Origin of the sequence: Micromonospora sp. NPDC051543, from assembly GCF_044454415.1 — a bacterium.
Lineage (GTDB): Bacteria > Actinomycetota > Actinomycetes > Mycobacteriales > Micromonosporaceae > Micromonospora.
In genome coordinates this window covers 270,957-287,563 of the sequence record NZ_JBITDT010000003.1, presented here as the reverse complement: position 1 = coordinate 287,563, position 16,607 = coordinate 270,957, and the positions used below count along the sequence as shown (strand labels likewise).

Genomic DNA, 16,607 nt, shown 5'->3' with positions numbered 1-16,607 from the left:
CGTGGGGGGGGGGGGGGGGGGGGGGGGGGGGGGGGCCCCCCCCCCCGCCCCCCCGCGCGGGGCCCCCCCCCCCCGGGGGGCCCCCCCGCGGCCGGGACCGGCTGGTTGTTCGTCCTGCCCGCCTTCGTGATGTACGCGGTCTTCGTCCTGCGGCCCCTCGCCCTGACCGTCCAGTACTCGCTCTACGACTGGAACGGGATCGGGGTCGCCCGCTGGGCGGGCCTGGACAACTACGTCACGGTCTTCACCGACAGCGACCTCCTGAAGATCATCTCCAACGCAATCATCCTGATCGTCTTCTTCAGCCTCATCCCGGTCGCGCTCGGGTTGCTGGTGGCGAGCGTGGTCCGCCGGATCACCACCGGCGCGTTCGGCACCGTGGTCCGGACGATCCTGTTCCTGCCCCAGGTCATTCCCCTGGTGGCGGCCGGCATCGCGTGGAGTTGGCTGCTCTCGACCAACGGTCTGGTCAACCAGGTGCTGCGCGCCGTCGGACTGGGTGGCGTGGCCCGCGCCTGGCTGGGCGACTTCGACACGGCGCTGCCCGCCGTCGGGGTGATCGGGGCGTGGGTCCTTCTCGGCCTCTGCACGATCCTGCTGGTGACCGGCATGAGCAAGATCGATCCGGCGCTCTACGAGGCCGCCCGCCTGGACGGCGCGGGGCCGGTCCGCGAGTTCCTCGCGGTGACCCTGCCCAGCCTGCGCCAGGAGATCGGGGTCTGCCTCACCGTCACGATCATCGCCGCGTTGGCCAGCTTCGACATCGTCTACATCTCCACCAGTGGCGGACCGGGACTGCAGACCACCGTGCCCGGTCTGGAGATCTACCGGCTGGCCTTCTCGCAGCGTCAGGTGGGGTTGGCCTCGGCGCTCGCCGTCGTACTGATGTTCCTGGTGCTGGCGTTCGTGCTGCCGATCCAGCGACTCACCCGGGGGGAGAAGCCGTGAACCTGAGCCGACGTGAGCAGCTGACCGGTCGGGTCTTCCTGATCGCCCTGATCCTCGTGACCCTGCTGCCGTTCGTGAGCATGCTCTCGGCCGCCCTGCAACCGCGCGGGACCGTGCCCGACGGTCTGGCCTGGCCGTCGGACCCGCAGTGGGGCAACTTCGCCGACGCGTTCACCGCCGCCAACATGGGCGCACTGCTGCGCTCCAGCCTGCTCATCGTGGCGGGCGTCGTACCGGTGTCCGTGCTCATCGCCACCATGGCCGGTTTCGGGCTGGGTCAGTTGCGGGTGCCCGGCGGCCGGCTCGTCTTCGGTCTGCTGCTGCTCGGCCTCACGCTGCCCTTCGAGGCCGTCGTCACCCCGCTCTACTACCAGATGCAGGACCTCGGCCTGCTCAACACTCGGTGGGCCATCATCCTGCCGCTGATCGGCCTCTACATGCCGTTCGCGGTGTTCTGGATGCGCGCCCACTTCACCAACGTGCCGGTCGAGCTGTCCGAGGCCGCCCGGGTGGACGGCAGCAGCACCTGGCAGCTGTTCTGGCGGGTCCAGGTGCCGCTGGCCCGCCCGGCCATCGCCTCGCTGACGATCCTGATGTTCCTCTGGACGTGGAACCAGTTCCTGCTCGCGATCGTGCTGGTCGACGACGCCACCAAACGCACGATGGCCGGAGCGCTCGGCGCGTTCCAGGGCCAGTGGGGCACCGACCTGGTGCTGCTGTGCGCCGGCTCGCTGCTGATCCTCACCCCTACCCTCATCGTGTTCCTGATCTTCCAGCGACAGTTCATCAAGGCCCTGATCCAGGGCTCACTGAAGGGATAGGCAGTGGCCACGCAGCCGCAGATCCACGGCGACGTCGACGAGCGCTACGGGCGCGTCGCCGACGCGTTCCGCGACAACTTCACCCTCCGCGGTGAGGTCGGCGCCGCGGTCACCCTCTACGTGCGCGGCCGCAAGGTCGTCGACCTGTACGGCGGGCTGGCCGACACCCGCACGGGCCGGCCCTGGACGGCGCACACGCCGGTCGTCGTCTTCTCCTGTACCAAGGGGATCCTGGCGATCTGCGCGTACCTGCTCGCCCAGCAGGGACGCCTCGACCTCGACGCGCCCGTGACGCGTTACTGGCCGGAGTTCGGCCAGCACGGCAAGGCGGACATTCCGGTGCGGTGGCTACTCACCCACCAGTCCGGCCTGCCGGCGCTGGACCGGCCGCTGACCCTCGACGAGGTGCTCGCGTGGGACCCGGTCATCGCGGCGATCGAGGCCCAGACCCCACTGTGGGAGCCGGGTACGGCGCACAGCTACCACTCGATGACCTACGGGTGGCTCGTCGGCGAGGTCATCCACCGCGTCACCGGTCAGCTTCCCGGCGCGTACTTCCGCGACACCGTCGCCGGCCCGCTGGGACTGCGTACCTGGCTCGGACTGCCCGCCGCCGAGCGCGACGGCGTCGCCTGGGATCTGGCCCCACCACCGGACGCCGATCCCTTCGTCGACCCGGTCGCCGAGCGAGGGATCACCATGGGCGGCGCGTTCGCCTTCCCCGCCGACGCCGATGGTCTGGTCAGCTTCAACGACCCGGACATCCAGGCGGCCGGCATTCCGGGCGCGGGAGCGGTGAGCACCGCGGACGGCCTCGCGCGCCTCTACGCGGCCTGCGTGTCCGACGTGGGCGGCGGGCCCCTGCTTACCGGGGCGTCGGTCGACGACGCGGTCGTCGTCCGCTCGCGGGGCCAGCAACGGCACGGCCCGCCCGACACCGGCCAGCTCTGGGGCACCGGTTTCCTGCTGCACTCCGAGCCGGCCCGGCCGCTGCTGGGGGAGCGCAGCTTCGGCCACGACGGGGCCGGCGGCAATCTCGCCTTCGCCGACGCGTACCACGAGGTGGGTTTCGGCTACGTGGTCAACCAGATGTACGGCGCGGGCGACGAGCGCGCCAACCGGCTCACCGCCGCCGTCCGCTCCTGCCTCGACGCCTGAGGTCGGCACAGGCGAGCACCCCCGGAGCAGCGCGGTCGTCCGCGTCGCCCCGGGGGTGCCCAGGGGGTGAGCTGAGAGGGGACGGGTCAGCTCGCGGTGCAGGTCGGAGTGGCGGAGGGGCCGGCGCCGGTGCCCTGGAAACCGAACTCCGTGCTGCCGCCCGCGCCGATCTGGCCGTTGTAGTCGACGTTGCGGAAGTCCACCGCACCCGACGAGCCGCTGGCCTGCGCGCTCCAGGTGTTGGTGATGGCGGCGCCCGAGGGCAGCGTGATCCGGACCGACCAGCCCCGTACGGCCGTCGAGCCGGCGTTGACCTTGACCGTGGCGACGAAGCCACCGTTCCAGGAGTTCAGCGACACCGAGGCGGTGCAGCCGCTACCGGTGGGCGGAGGAGTGGTCGGCGGCGGCGTCGTGGGCGGGGGAGTGGTCGGCGGGGGAGTGGTGGGCGGCGGAGTGGTGGGCGGCGGCGTGGTCGGGGTGCCGGTGCCCGCGTTGAGGGCATTGAGGACGGAGGTGTACGCCGCCTTCTTGTTGCCCGACCGGTCGAACAGCAGCGGGTTGTCGTTACTGCGCCACGAGTCGCTGTCCCGGACCCCCCACACCGTGATGCCCGTGCAGCGGGGGATGGCCATGCAGGCCCGGGTCACCTGGGCGTAGGCGTTGGCCTGGTTGGAGCCCTGGGCGATGTCCAGCTCGGTGATCTGGACGTCGACGCCGAGGTCGGCGAAGCGCTGCAGGTTGGCCTGGTAGTCACCCGGCACCGAGGTGCCGAGGTGGGACTGGAAGCCGACGCAGTCGATCGGCACGCCGCGGGACTTGAAGTCGCGGACCATGTTGTAGATGCCGGTGGACTTGGCGTTGATGCCGTCGGTGTTGTAGTCGTTGTAGCAGAGCTTGGCGCCGGGGTCGGCGGCGCGGGCGGCGCGGAACGCCGCTTCGATCCAGTCGTTGCCGGTACGCTGCAGGTTCGAGTCGCGCCGCCCGCCGGAGCCGCCGTCGGCGAACGCCTCGTTCACCACGTCCCAGGCGTAGATCTTGCCGCGGTAGTGGGTGGCGACCTGGGTGACGTGGTTGATGGCGGCGTTACGCAGCGCGGTGCCGGACATGCTCTGCGCCCACCCCGGCTGCTGCTGGTACCAGAGCAGGGTGTGGCCGCGCACGATCATGCCGTGCGACTGGGCGTGCGCGACGATCTGGTCGCCGCCGCTGTAGTTGAACCGGCCCTGCTGGGGCTCGGTGGCGTCCCACTTCATCTCGTTCTCGGGAGTGAGCTGGTTGAACTCCCGGTTCACGATGCCAGCGAACTGGCTGTCGGACAGCTTGAAGGCGGGTACCGCGGCGCCGTAGTAGCGGCCCTTCTCGGCCGCCGAGGCGCCCAGCGTGGTGCCGGCGTTGGCGGTGGAGGTCACCGCCACCGTCGCGGCGACCGCCGCGAGGGTGGCCGCGAGCGGCACCAGCACCCGACGGCCCCGGAACCGGGGTCGCGGTGCGCGTTCGTCGGGGATCTTGTCCATGGTCCTGCCTTTCGACAAATGGTGGCGGCGGAGTCGAGGTCGGGGTGCCCGACCGGCAAAGGGCTGCCAGGGGCCATACGGGGCGGGATTCGGCGGTGCCCCGGACGGTTCGACGGGTCGACGACGGTGCTGTCTGCGGGGTGGACGTCACGATGGACAGCCGTGTGCGCGGACGCGGGAATGACGTAACGCCGGACAGGTGTGTCTCGGACAGCTCACCGGCCGTCGACCGGGTCGTGGGGACCCGATGCCCTTCGAGGTGCCGGTGGTTCCGAACGGGAGGGACGTGCCCTCGACTCCTTGGCGGAACATAGCATGTTATCGATAACATGCTCAAGGCGACCGGTGGGCCGTGGGGCAGACCCCTCCGCTGACGACGTCGGTGGCCGTCCCGGACCGGACCCGGTCAGCGGGTCTTTTGGTCGGACGTATCGTGCCCGAGGTGCGAATAACGATGCCACAACATGCCGGTAAGACCTTGGCAACACGAGTGTGACCATGGCAAGGTAACGCCTGATCATTGCAAACATCTGATCTATCGCGCGGGCAATGCGGGGCGTGGCCCGTGCGTGACTTCCTGGGGAGGTCCGGTTGCGAGCGAGAGCGTCAATCAGCGGCGGCGGCGCGTGCCGAGCCGGGAGAGACACAGTGGACGACGGCCGGGCCCGGCGATGAGTACCGTCGAGGCGACCGATCAGGCCCACGGCGGCGCGCTCAACGACTGGTTGCGCGAGCGGATCTCCCACGCGCTGTCCGAGTTCACCGCCGCGACCGCGCTCGTCGTCCTGTTCGTCGCGCTGAGCTTCGCCAGTCCCTACTTCCTGACGGCGGACAACCTGTTCAACATCGGCGCGCAGACCGCGGTGATCGCCATCATCGCCGCCGCGCAGACGATGGTCATCATCACCAAGGGCATCGACCTGTCGGTCGGCTCGGTCGCCGCGCTCGCCGGCGTGGCGGGCGCGATGGTCGTACGGGACCTGGGTTTCCCGCTCCTCGCGGCCACGGCGGTCGCGATCGGTGTCGGCGCCCTGGCGGGGCTGCTGAACGGGTTGCTGGTCACCGTCGCCCGGATCCCCCCGTTCATCGCGACGCTGGGAACGATGTCGGTCGGCCGAGGGCTGGTCTTCATCATCACCGGCGCGGTCGGCGTCTACGGGCTGCCCCGGTCGTTCCAGTTGCTCGGCAACGGGGAGATCGTCGGCATTCCGTTCGCCGTCGTGATCACCGCCCTGGTCGCCGTCGGAGTGGCCTTCCTGCTCTCGCAGACCCGCTTCGGGCAGTACACCTACGCGATGGGTTCCAACCTGGAGGCGGCCCGCCGCTCGGGCATCCCGGTGGGCCGCTACCTGACCTACGTGTACGTCCTGGCGGGTGTCCTGGTCGGCCTCGGTGGCATGATCGCCGCCTCCCGGGTCAACTCCGGGCAGCCGAACTACGGCATCTCGCTGGAACTCGACGTCATCGCCGCCGCGGTCATCGGCGGCGCCAGCCTGTTCGGCGGGCAGGGCCGCATCGTCGGGACCATCATCGGCGCCTTCCTCATCGCCCTGGTCCGCAACGGCGCCGTCCTGCTCGACATCAGCATCCACTACCAGCAGGTGATCGTCGGCCTGATCATCTGGGCTGCCGTCTACTTCGACCAGTACCGCCGTCGGCGGCTGGAGTCACGGGGCTGATCTGCCGTTCCCGCAGCTCACCAGAGGAAGGACGCACACCATGGCACACACCACCATCCGCCGACGTCCACGGGGTCACCTCCTGCGCGCGCAGGCCGTCCTCGCCGCCGCCGCGGCGGCCGCGCTGCTCAGCGCCTGCGGCGGAGTCGAGGTCCGCGACGGAGGCGACGGCGCGACCAAGGACGCCTCCGGGCCGCTGAAGCTCGCCGTCGTGCCCAAGGCCGTCGGGGCCGACTACTGGAACACGGTGAAGGCGGGCGCCGAGTGCGCCGCGCAGCGCGCCGGCAACGTCACCGTCCAGTGGGACGGGGTGACCACCGAGACCGACGTCGAGGGTCAGGTCAACCTCATCCAGAACTTCGTCACCAAGAAGGTCGACGGGATCGTCTACGCGGCCACCGACTCCCGCGCGTTGGCGCCGGCCACCGACCAGGCGATCGGCGCGAACATCCCGGTCGCGATGATCGACTCGGGCACCAGCCCGCAGCCGTCGAGCGTGCCGCTCTTCGCCACCGACAACAAGGCGTCGGCCGTCGAGGCGGCCAAGCTGCTCGCCACCGAGCTGGGGCCCGGCAACCACGACGTGGCGCTGGTGGAGTTCCAGCCGGGCTCGCAGACCAACACCGAGCGGGTCGACGGCTTCAAGGAGGGCCTCAAGCAGTTCCCCAACCTCAAGCTGGTCGGCCAGCAGCCCAGCCGCAGCGACGTCAACGAGGCGCGGCGGGTCACCGAGAACATCCTCACCGCGAACCCCAACCTCGCCGGCATCTTCGCCGCCAACGAGCCGAGCGTGCTCGGCGCCGCGCAGGCCATCCAGGCGGCGGGCAAGTCCGGCAAGGTGGTCATCATCGGTTGGGACGCCGCCCCGGACGAGATCGCCGGACTGCGCAACGGCCAGATCTCGGCGCTGGTCGTGCAGAACCCCTTCAAGATGGGCTACTTCGGCGTCGACAAGATGGTCAAGCACCTCCGGGACAAGGCGCCGCTGGCGTCCGCGGACACCGGCGTCACCTTCGTCACCAAGAAGAACATCGACTCGCCGGAGATCAAGGCGGTGCTCGAGCCCAGCTGCGCCAACCCCCCGGTGCAGTGATGGCGACGACCTCCGCGCCGACGACCGACAACGACCAGCGGCGGTCTCCCGAGGAGCCGCCGGTGCTCGAAGCCCGGGGGATCGTCAAGCGGTTCGGCCACGTCGAGGCGCTGCGTGGCGCCGACTTCACGGTCCACCGGGGCGAGGTCGTCGCCCTCATCGGTGACAACGGCGCCGGCAAGAGCACGCTGGTCAAGACGCTCTCCGGCGTGCACGCGCCGGACGAGGGCGAGATCCGGATAGGTGGTCGTCCCGTTCACTTCGGGACTCCGGTGGACGCCCGGCGCGCGGGGGTGGAGACCGTCTACCAGGATCTCGCGGTCGCCGACGACCTCAGCGTCGCCGCCAACCTCTACCTCGGGCGGGAGATCCTGCGGTCCGGGCCGCTCGGTCGGCTGGGGCTGCTCGACAAGCGCGCCATGCGTCACGGCGCCGCCGCGGCCCTCGACGAGTTGGGCGTACGGATCCCACGGGTCACCACGCCGATCGCGATGCTGTCCGGCGGGCAGCGGCAGTGCGTCGCGGTGGCGCGGGCGATCATCTGGGCGACGAACGTGGTCATCCTCGACGAGCCCACCGCGGCGCTGGGCGTCGTGCAGACCGAGCGGGTGCTCGACGTCGTGCGGCGGGCTCGTGAGGCGGGCATGTCGGTGGTGCTGGTGAGTCACAACATGCCGCAGGTTCTGGAGATCGCCGACCGGGTGGAGGTGCTGCGTCTCGGCCGGCGGGCGGCTCGGCTGCGCGCCGACGAGGTCAGCACCGACGATCTGGTCGCGGCGATGACCGGAAGCAAGGGCTCGGAGCGGGACTAGGGCCGGGGGTCGCCCGCCCGTGAGCGCGCGCGGTGCACCGGGAACGGTGCCAGCGACGAGCGGCACGGGCGGGCGATCAGTCGACGGCGGCGGTCAGCCCTCGTCGGGCAACCCCTGGAGCGACTCCTCCACACCGATCAGGTGGTTGGCCATCCGGGTGCGGGCCCGCTCCGGGTCGCGTGCCCGGAGGGCCTTGAGGATCGCCACGTGCTCGTCGTGGGTGCGCCGGTCCGCGCCCTCCTCGTGCAGGCTCCGCCAGAGCCGTCCGCGCAGCGTGCGCCCGGCGAACGCCTCGATCAAGCCGATGAGCACCGGGTTGTCGGCGTGTGCGGCGATGATCCGGTGGAACGCGATGTCGATCTCCATGATGCGCTCGTGGTCCTGCGGCGACCGGCCGGCGATCCGGGCCGCCTCGTCGAGAAGTTCGGCGGCCTGCGCCAGGGCCTCGTCGGTGATCCTGGTCGCGGCCAACCGGGCGGCCTCGCACTCGAGCAGGCGGCGGACGGTGTGGATGTGCCGTCCGTCGCCCTGCCCCTGGAAGTCGACCACGAAGCCCATCGGGGCCAGCAGCTGCGGCGCGTCGAGGTTGGTGACGTAGGTGCCGTCACCCTGGCGGATGTTGACGATGCCGAGGATCGACAGCGCGGACATCCCCTCGCGCAGCGAGCCCCGCGAGACGCCGAGGGATTCGGCGAGGTCCTTCTCGATGGGCAGCCGGTCCCCGGGCTTGAACGTCCCTTCCAGGATCATCCGCTTGATGCCGTTCACGACCTCGTCGGTGCGGGACATGACACCTCCTAGCGGCCGGCGGGGGTGGCGGCTCCACCCGCGATGACGTACGGCTCCGGAGATGACACGGTAGCCGCCTCGGTCGAAGCCCAGTAGCGGCCGTCCGGGAACCGGTACCGTTCGATCGACTCGGGGTGCATACGCGTGGAGTAGCCGGGCGTGTCGGGCAGGACGTATCCGCTGCCCCAACCGGTGTTGCGGATGACGCACGGATCGGTGAAGTGCTCGTGCAGGTGGTCGACGAACTCGGTGACGCGGCCGGTGAGATCCCCCGACACCGCGACGTAGTCGAGCACCGACACGTGTTGGACCATCTCGCAGAGCCCGACGCCGCCGGCGTGCGGGCACACCGGGACGCCGAACTTCGCGGCGAGCAGCAGCACCGCGACGATCTCGTTGACGCTGGCCAGCCGGCCGGTGTCCAACTGGCAGAAGTCGATGGCCTCGGCCTGGAACAACTGCTTGAACATCACCCGGTTGTGGCAGTGCTCGCCGGTGGCGACGCCGACGGGAGCGACGGCGCGGCGCACGGCCGCGTGGCCCAGGATGTCGTCCGGGCTGGTCGGCTCCTCGATCCACAGTGGTGTGAAACGGGCCAGTGCCTTGACCCACTCGATGGCCTGGTCGACGTCCCACACCTGGTTGGCGTCGAGCATCAGGTTGCGGTCCGGGCCGAGGATCTCCCGGGCGATGGTGCAGCGACGGATGTCGTCGTCGAGGTCGGCGCCCACCTTGAGCTTGACGTAACCGTAGCCGGAGTCGACGGCCTCCTGGCACAGTCGGCGCAGCTTGTCGTCGCCGTACCCGAGCCAGCCCGCCGAGGTGGTGTAGGCCGGGTAACCGGTGCGTGCCAGCTCGGCGAGGCGGTCGGCCTTCGTGCTCTGCTGTGCCCGCAGGATGTCCAGCGCCTCGTCCCGGGTCAGCGCGTCGGACAGGTAGCGCAGGTCCGCGATGTCGACGAGTTGTTCGGGGGACATGTCGGTGAGCAGCCGCCACAGCGGCTTGTCGGCCAGTCGCGCGACCAGATCCCAGGCCGCGTTCAGCACGGCCGCCAGGGACAGGTGGACGACGCCCTTCTCCGGACCGAGCCAGCGCAGCTGGGTGTCGGAGGTGAGCAGGCGGTAGACCGCGCCCATGTCGGCGGCCATCGTGGCGACGTCCAGGCCGACCAGGCGGTGGGCCTGGTGGGCCGCCGCCGCCGCGACGATGTCGTTGCCCCGACCGATGGTGAAGGTGAGGCCGTGGCCCGCCAGCGGTACGCCGGCGCTGTCGACGCCGTCGGTGTGCAGGATGACGTAGGCCGCCGAGTAGTCGCCGTCCTTGTTCATGGCGTCGGACCCGTCAGCGGTCAGCGAGGTGGGAAAGCGGACGTCCTCGACGGTGACGCCAGTGATCTGCGGCATGCGCTCCTCGCCCGGCTCGGCTAAAGATCAGATGATCATTCGGAGTATACGGAGGGCGGTTTGGATGCGTCAACGACGCCGTCGGGCCCATACGCATAGACATCCAACGTTTCCTCGCGGTCTTCGCGATGGACCTCGCCGGTCGCTCGCGGCGGCTCACGCCGTTGCGGTCCGGTTGCGGTAAGGGAACCTGCGAGTTGCGGGGAAGATTGGACGTTCACATTCGCGGCCGGTCGAACCGACGCGGCGAGCTGCCACGGTCGAATCGATACATCAAATCTTTCGACCAGCGGACGCCGGACGTGCGGGATGCCGGTGAGCGCGGCGGAAAGCCGGTGTCCCCGCACGGTACAACTGTCTGACACAGCAGACCCGCAACATCATGGAGAGAAGATCGGAGCCCGACCGTGGCCGAGACGACCCTGCGACCGATGAGCCCCGGCGACGCGGACCGCGTCCTGGCGATCTACCAACTCGGCCTCGACGGTGGGGACGCCAGCTTCGAGGTCACCGCACCGACCTGGGCGGCCTTCGACGCCAGCCGGATCGCCGCGCACCGGTTCGTGGCGGTCGTCGACGGCCTCGTCCTCGGCTGGGTCGCCGTCTCGCCGACGTCGAGCCGCCCGGTCTACGCCGGCGTCGTCGAGCACTCCGTCTACGTCGACCCGGCGGCTCAGGGACGCGGAGTCGGCCGACTGTTGCTCGACGCGCTGATCACCTCGACCGAGGGCGCCGGCATCTGGACGATCCAGTCCGGCATCTTCCCCGAGAACACCGCCAGCCTGGCCCTGCACCGCCGGGCCGGCTTCCGTGTCATCGGCGTACGCGAGCGGATCGGCCGCCACCACGACCGCTGGCGTGACGTCGTCCTGCTGGAACGCCGCAGTTCCACCGTCGTCTGACCGGAGCCCGTCCGCGCGCGGACACCCCGCGGCGTCCGCCGGGCGCCGGGTCCGCGGGCGCCGCCACCGTCACCGTCGGCTGGCGCAGGCGACGCAGGTACGCGCCGACGGGCGGGCCGCGAGCCGTTCGGCGGGGATCGGGCGGGAGCACCGTTCGCAGACGCCGTAGGTGCCCGCCGTGACGCGGCTCAGCGCCTCGTCCAGTTCGGCGACGCGTCGACGGGCCGCGGCCAGCACGGCGCTCAGTTGTGCCCGTTCGAACGCGATCGTGCTGCCCTCGGGGTCGTGTTCGTCGTCGGCGTTCGAGGACCGGGACGCCTCGAACAGGCTCCGCAGGTCGCCCTCGAGCGCGGCGATCTCGGTGGTGGTCTCGTCGCGTCGGCGGTGCAGATCCGCACGAATCGCGCTGGGCTCGGTGTCCATGACGGTTCCACGCTACGCGCGGAGAACGATCGCGGGGTCAGCGTTCGGAGCGCACCTGGACGCGATGCGGCCGGCCGTGCGCGTCCTCCCGGTCGATCCGCAACTCCCGCTCCAACTCGCCGATGACCGCGCGCAGGTCGTCCAGCCGCTGGGTGAGCGCGATGCGGTCCACCTCGTCGGGGATGCCGTCACCGTCCTCGTCGTAGCCGGGGGCCAACCGCTCGGTCATCTCCAGCCGACGGGCCTCCTCCATGGAGTTCACGATGACCGCGATGAGGATGTTGAGCAGCAGGTTGACGGTGATCACCACGTAGCTGACGTAGTAGAGCAGCGTCCACGGCGAGATGGCCAGCCCCTGCTCGATGAGGTCCGGCAGCGTCTCCAGCGACAGCAGCACGAACAGCGTCAGCAACGACCTGCCGATGTCCCCGTACTCGTCGGGATACCGGTCGCCGAAGATCAGCCAGCCGGCCATCCCGTACACGTAGAGCGTCACCACGGCCAGCGCGAGGAATCCGGTGACGCCGGGCAGACTGCGCCACAACGCGGAGACGATGGTCCGCAGGCCCGGCGAGAACCGCACCAGCCGGACCATCCGGGCGACCCGCACCACGCGCAACAGCGCCGCGTCGCCGTGCAGGCCCGGAACGAAGATGGCGGCGATCACGAGGAAGTCGAAGACGTTCCAACCGTGCCGGAAGAAGTCCTGTGGACGCCGGCCGTACGCGGCCAACCGGACGCCGATCTCGATGGTGAAGACGGCGCGGAAGAACAGCTCCAGCCCGTGCAGCGCGCCGGTCGCGGGGAACAGCCCCTCGTACGTCTCCAGCCCGAGGACGATCCCGTTGGCGAGGATGACGACGACGATGCCGATCTCGAAGGGCCGCGAGCGGGCGAGCCGCGCGCAGGCGTCGGCCAGCGGCTGTCGACGACCGTCGGGACGTGCGCGGTCACCTCGCTGCGTGGGAGCTGACGGTCCGCTCACCACCGGCCGGCCGATCCGCCGATGGGTGCCGAGGTCGCCGCGCGGGCCCACCTCCGGTCGTCGTGGCGGCGCGGAACCATGGCGACCACCCTAGTGCCTCGCGTAAGGAGTGGCCGGCCGCGCGGCACCTGAGCGGCCAACCCCGTCACCGGCTCTAGAGTGACCAGGTGACCGACGCAGCGGGGAGGTCCGGCGACCACGGGGCCGGCCGGCAGCCGATCTGGGCCAGACCCGAACGGGGAACCCGTGGCCCCGCGCCGACGCACAGCCGGGAGGCGATCGTCGCGGCGGCGATCACCCTGGCCGACACCGAGGGCCTCGCCGCGGTGTCGATGCGGGCCGTCGCGGGCGCGCTCGGCACCGGCGCCGGATCGCTCTACCGGTACCTGTCGTCCCGCGACGACCTGCTCGACCTGATGACCGACCGCGTCGTGGGGGAGCTGCGGCCGTACCCGCCGGAGCGGGACGACTGGCGGGACGAGATGCTGCTGGTCGCCCGCCAGCAGTTGGCCCTGTTCCGCGCCCACCCGTGGCTGGTGGACGTGATCCAACGGCCGTCGGGCGTCGGTCCCGAGAGCCTGGCCTGGTTCGACAACTGCATCCGGATCCTGGAACCCGTGCGCTGCGCCGTCACCGCCAAGTTCGAGGCGATCGCCGTGCTGACCGGCGTGGTGAGCCTGTTCGCCCGCAGCGAGGCCGCCGCCGGGTCACCCAGCTTCGCGGGGGTCGACCTCGGGGCGTACCCACATCTCGTCGCGGCCCTCGGCCGGGTCGGGCCGCCGACGCCCCCGACGGACCTCTTCGAGCGGACCCTGCGCAGCCTGCTCACCGGCCTGCTGACGCCGGCGTCCGCCGATTGAGAGCCCATCTCCGCCTTGCCGGACCGCCGTTTGGACTCCGCCTCGGCTCGACCGAGGGCTTTGACACACGCCCTAGGCGCGCGCGGCGCGGATGGTGTCGCGGAGCCCGGTCGTGGGTCGACCGATCAACCGGCTGAGGTCGTCGCTGTCGGTGGCCAGCTCGCCGATGGCGATCGAGTGGTCGAGGGCGGCCACGAACCCGGCGGTGCCGGCGTCGAGACCGACGTTCTGCAGCGCGGAGGCCAACTCGGCGGTCGACATGTCCCGGTGCACGACGGTCGTGCCGGTGACCTCGGTGACGGCGTCGGCCAGCTCGTCGAAGGTGAACGCGGTGCCGCCCAACTCGTAGACGGCGTTGCCGCCCTCGTCCCGGGTCAGCGCCGCCGCCGCGGCGGCCGCGTAGTCGGTCCGGGGAGCGGCCGAGACCTTGCTGCCGCCCGTGGCGCCGAGGATGGTGCCGCTCGACAGGTACTGCGGAAGCTGATCGGTGTAGTTCTCGGTGTACCAGCCGTTGCGCAGCACCGTGTACGACAGGCCCGACGCGGCCAGCACCTCCTCGGTGGCCTTGTGCTCGGGAGCGAGCGGGTTCGTGGTCGTGTCGGCCTTCAGGATGCTGGTGTAGACCAGGCGCTCGACCCCGGCGAGCCGGGCGGCGTCGATGACCGCGGTGTGCTGGGGCACCCGCTGCCCCGGGGTGTCCCCGGAGATGAGCAGCAGACGGCGTACGCCGGCCACGGCGCCGGGCAGCGTCGAGGGGTCGTCGTAGTCGGCCTGGCGGATCTCGACGCCGCGGGCGGCCAGGTCGGCGGCCTTCTGCGGGCTGCGGACGACGGCGGCGATCTCGGCGGCGGGCACACCGGTGTCGAGCAGGTGCTCGATCACCAGCCGGCCGAGACGGCCGGTGGCGCCGGTGACGGCATAGGTGGGCATGGGGACCTCCGATGGGCGGTTACTTCTAGTAAGCGCTTACGAATCTACAGCACAAGTCGTTGAGTAAGCTTCGGGTAGGCTGGTGACGTGACCGACATGCCGGCCCAGGACCCGGCGGGGCCTACCCAGGAATTCGTGAGCGATGTCTTCGCGCGCAGCTGCACCTCCCGTGCCGCCTTCGAGGACGTCACGTCGAAGTGGGCCTCGCTCGCCCTGCTCGCGCTCGGCGAGGGCAGCTACCGGTTCAACGCCCTGCGGCGGCGCATCGAGGGGGTCAGCGAGCGGATGCTCTCCCAGACCCTGCAGACGCTGGAGCGCGACGGGATGCTCACCCGTGAGGTGCTCACCGCGATCCCGCCGCGCGTCGAATACACGCTCACCCCGCTCGGTGTCCGGGTCGCCGAGCAGCTCCGTGGCCTCGCCGACCTGCTGGAAGCCGCGGTGCCCGAGGTGCGGGCCGCCCGTGAGCGGGAGCGGCCCTGAGGGCGCGTCCCGTGCTGGACGGGCACCCGCCTAGTTGGTGTCCTGGGCGCAGATCGTGGTCATCTCGGCGAGGTAGCTCGCGAGTGTGGGCAGGCCAGCCTCGGCGCGGCGGCGTTCGACGCCCGGCTCGTCCCTGATCGGGGTCGCTGGGACGGGACCGTCCGGCCCGCAGCGGATCTGTGTCCCGTACACCTGGGGCGCGCCCTTTGCCACGGCGACCCGGTCCTCGAGGTAGGCGAGGTTGCCCGGGGACGCCTGGCGGGCGGCGACGGCCGCGCGCAGCAGGTCCAGCGCCTCCTGTTGGAAGGCGGGGTCCAGGTCGGAGTGCTGGACGATGGCCCAGGCGGCGTTGCCCCCGTCCTCGCCCACGAGATCGAAGGTTGGCCAGCCGTGGGTACGGATGATCTCCTTCAGCCGGAGGGTGCGCGCCTGGTCGGACTCGGTCTGCGGGGTGCCCGCACGGTCGGCCTGGTCGCGCTCGAGCATCGCGATCAACTCGTCGTGCAGCGCCTTGTCGAAGGCGGCGGGGGAGACGGAGGTTGCCGGGGAGAGGGACGTGGGCGGAGGGCCGCCCGTAGGCCCGTCGGTGGTCCCGGGCGAGGTGCCGCAGCCGGTCAGGAGCAGCAGGCACACCAGCGGCCGGGCGAACGTCGACGGAAGCTTCACAGCATCGATCTTCGTCGCTGCCAAGACGTGTCACAAGGTCGGCGCCGGGGCGACGTCAGGCGTGCAGCGTCTCACGGGGCGGCACCCCGTAGCTGGCGTGGTACCAGGCGGTGAACCTGCTGTGGCTGGCGAACCCCCAACGGCTGGCGATGGCCGACACGGTCTCCCGTCGCGGGTCGGCCCGGACCAGGTCGTGGTGCGCCCGGTCGAGCCGGACCCGGCGCAGGTACGCCATCGGGGTGGTGCCGAGGTGACGGCGGAAGGCGAGCTGCACCGCGCGCAGGGAGACCGTGGCGGCGTTGGCGATGTCGGCGGCGCCGATGTCCCGGTCGGCGTTCTCCTCCATGAAGGCGATGGCGCGACGCAGGGTCGCGGTACTGGCGTCGTGGCGGTCCCGGGCGGTCTCGTCGGTGAACGCCGTGTTGGGAAAGATCGCGAGCGCCGCCGCGGCGAGCATGCGGGCGGCGCTGCCGATCACCAGCGGCTGGGCGCTGGCGGTCGGGCTGTTCAGGACGACGTCGTTCACGTACCTGGTGGTCCGTCGCCACTGTCGGGTGAGGGTCGCGTCGACGGAACCGAGGTCGGTGAAACGGATCGGACCGGGCCGCCGGGCCGGCGTGGCGGTCGCCACCTGTCTCAGTACCCCGAGGTCCAGGACGCAGAGTTCCACCTCGCCGGGTTCCCACCGCAGGTTGAACGGCTCGCCCGGTCGGTTGGTCAGGAACACGTCGCCGGGGCCGAAGCGGTGGGTCTCCCCCTGAGAGGTACGGCTGATCAGGGCGCTGCGGGTACGGCAGACGATCAGCCCGTCGATGTCGCCCACCTCAATGTCGAGGTGGGCGCTCTGGCCGGTCGTGGCGAGCGCGAACGGCCCGGCGTCGACGCGCCGGTGGACGAGGTGGTAGCCGGTCTCGCCCGCGTGGATACGCAGGTCCGCGGTATATGTGCTGGCCAGGAAGCGGTGGATGGCCGCCGGGTCGTGACTCTCGAATCCTCGGGCCTGCACTGGTGACGTCATCCGCTGTCTCCGTCCGAGAGGAGACCGCCGGTCGGAACGGGGCCGGCGGTTTGGTCGGGACGTGGCTGGGCGCACGTGCCGGTGATCGCGGCGCGTTGCCGACCGGTTCGGCGGTGGTGGTGG

17 protein-coding genes are annotated in these 16,607 nt (G+C 70.9%); 9 read left to right on the top strand and 8 right to left on the bottom strand.

Features of this window, described 5'->3' with window-relative positions; translation table 11 throughout:
• The first annotated feature begins 105 nt into the window (after positions 1-105).
• Genes ACIA3K_RS07100 through ACIA3K_RS07090 form a run of 3 tightly spaced genes read left to right on the top strand, consistent with a single transcriptional unit; the run spans position 106 to position 2,927 of the window.
• Positions 106-948, top strand: coding sequence for a carbohydrate ABC transporter permease (locus ACIA3K_RS07100; protein ID WP_396799627.1), 843 nt, complete (start codon positions 106-108; stop codon positions 946-948).
• Positions 945-1,769 (top strand): carbohydrate ABC transporter permease, encoded by an 825-nt coding sequence (locus ACIA3K_RS07095; protein ID WP_355050051.1) that lies wholly within the window; start codon positions 945-947, stop codon positions 1,767-1,769. Before ACIA3K_RS07100 ends, ACIA3K_RS07095 begins: the two co-directional genes overlap by 4 nt.
• 3 nt (positions 1,770-1,772) lie before the next feature.
• Entirely contained in the window at positions 1,773-2,927 is a 1,155-nt protein-coding gene (locus ACIA3K_RS07090; protein ID WP_396799626.1) for a serine hydrolase domain-containing protein, read from the top strand.
• Between the two features lie 86 nt (positions 2,928-3,013).
• On the opposite strand, the gene ACIA3K_RS07085 is transcribed toward ACIA3K_RS07090, so the two are convergent.
• The gene (locus ACIA3K_RS07085) at positions 3,014-4,441 is read right to left on the bottom strand and encodes an endo-1,4-beta-xylanase (protein ID WP_396799625.1); all 1,428 of its coding nucleotides are present in this window, start codon (positions 4,439-4,441) and stop codon (positions 3,014-3,016) included.
• 671 nt (positions 4,442-5,112) lie between these two features.
• Here ACIA3K_RS07085 and ACIA3K_RS07080 point away from each other — a divergent pair.
• Genes ACIA3K_RS07080 through ACIA3K_RS07070 form a run of 3 tightly spaced genes read left to right on the top strand, consistent with a single transcriptional unit; the run spans position 5,113 to position 8,025 of the window.
• Positions 5,113-6,120, top strand: coding sequence for an ABC transporter permease (locus tag ACIA3K_RS07080; RefSeq protein WP_396799624.1), 1,008 nt, complete (start codon positions 5,113-5,115; stop codon positions 6,118-6,120).
• 40 nt (positions 6,121-6,160) lie between these two features.
• Positions 6,161-7,213: an ABC transporter substrate-binding protein gene (locus ACIA3K_RS07075; RefSeq protein ID WP_357121335.1), complete on the top strand. Its 1,053-nt coding sequence runs from the start codon at positions 6,161-6,163 to the stop codon at positions 7,211-7,213.
• Entirely contained in the window at positions 7,213-8,025 is an 813-nt protein-coding gene (locus tag ACIA3K_RS07070; protein WP_396799623.1) for an ATP-binding cassette domain-containing protein, read from the top strand. The genes ACIA3K_RS07075 and ACIA3K_RS07070 overlap by 1 nt, the downstream gene beginning before the upstream one ends.
• Positions 8,026-8,118: 93 nt before the next feature.
• Here ACIA3K_RS07070 and ACIA3K_RS07065 read toward each other — a convergent pair whose 3' ends face one another.
• Positions 8,119-8,814, bottom strand: a complete 696-nt coding sequence (locus tag ACIA3K_RS07065) for a FadR/GntR family transcriptional regulator (protein WP_355050045.1) — start codon at positions 8,812-8,814, stop codon at positions 8,119-8,121.
• 8 nt (positions 8,815-8,822) lie between these two features.
• A complete protein-coding gene (locus ACIA3K_RS07060; protein ID WP_396799622.1) occupies positions 8,823-10,217 on the bottom strand; it encodes an enolase C-terminal domain-like protein in 1,395 nt (464 codons plus the stop codon).
• Positions 10,218-10,624: 407 nt separating this feature from the next.
• Here ACIA3K_RS07060 and ACIA3K_RS07055 point away from each other — a divergent pair, with 407 nt between their 5' ends.
• Complete coding sequence (locus ACIA3K_RS07055; RefSeq protein WP_396799621.1) at positions 10,625-11,119, top strand: GNAT family N-acetyltransferase; 495 nt, start codon at positions 10,625-10,627, stop codon at positions 11,117-11,119.
• A 69-nt stretch (positions 11,120-11,188) separates the two neighbouring features.
• Here ACIA3K_RS07055 and ACIA3K_RS07050 read toward each other — a convergent pair whose 3' ends face one another.
• Together ACIA3K_RS07050 and ACIA3K_RS07045 are read right to left on the bottom strand one after the other, a co-directional pair.
• Positions 11,189-11,542, bottom strand: a complete 354-nt coding sequence (locus ACIA3K_RS07050) for a TraR/DksA family transcriptional regulator (protein ID WP_396799620.1) — start codon at positions 11,540-11,542, stop codon at positions 11,189-11,191.
• A gap of 37 nt (positions 11,543-11,579) precedes the next feature.
• The gene (locus tag ACIA3K_RS07045; protein ID WP_396799619.1) at positions 11,580-12,578 is read right to left on the bottom strand and encodes an ion transporter; all 999 of its coding nucleotides are present in this window, start codon (positions 12,576-12,578) and stop codon (positions 11,580-11,582) included.
• 116 nt (positions 12,579-12,694) lie between these two features.
• On the opposite strand from ACIA3K_RS07045, the gene ACIA3K_RS07040 reads away from it, so the two are divergent.
• Complete coding sequence (locus ACIA3K_RS07040; protein WP_396799618.1) at positions 12,695-13,387, top strand: TetR/AcrR family transcriptional regulator; 693 nt, start codon at positions 12,695-12,697, stop codon at positions 13,385-13,387.
• A gap of 72 nt (positions 13,388-13,459) precedes the next feature.
• Here the strand turns inward: ACIA3K_RS07040 and ACIA3K_RS07035 are convergent, their stop codons facing one another.
• Positions 13,460-14,317 (bottom strand): SDR family oxidoreductase, encoded by an 858-nt coding sequence (locus tag ACIA3K_RS07035; protein WP_396799617.1) that lies wholly within the window; start codon positions 14,315-14,317, stop codon positions 13,460-13,462.
• Positions 14,318-14,413: 96 nt separating this feature from the next.
• On the opposite strand from ACIA3K_RS07035, the gene ACIA3K_RS07030 reads away from it, so the two are divergent.
• On the top strand, positions 14,414-14,800 hold the full coding sequence (locus tag ACIA3K_RS07030; protein ID WP_396799780.1) for a winged helix-turn-helix transcriptional regulator: 387 nt from the start codon (positions 14,414-14,416) through the stop codon (positions 14,798-14,800).
• A 30-nt stretch (positions 14,801-14,830) separates the two neighbouring features.
• On the opposite strand, the gene ACIA3K_RS07025 is transcribed toward ACIA3K_RS07030, so the two are convergent.
• Together ACIA3K_RS07025 and ACIA3K_RS07020 are read right to left on the bottom strand one after the other, a co-directional pair.
• The gene (locus tag ACIA3K_RS07025; protein ID WP_396799616.1) at positions 14,831-15,466 is read right to left on the bottom strand and encodes a DUF6624 domain-containing protein; all 636 of its coding nucleotides are present in this window, start codon (positions 15,464-15,466) and stop codon (positions 14,831-14,833) included.
• Between the two features lie 55 nt (positions 15,467-15,521).
• A complete protein-coding gene (locus ACIA3K_RS07020) occupies positions 15,522-16,484 on the bottom strand; it encodes a helix-turn-helix transcriptional regulator (RefSeq protein WP_396799615.1) in 963 nt (320 codons plus the stop codon).
• Positions 16,485-16,607 lie beyond the last annotated feature (123 nt).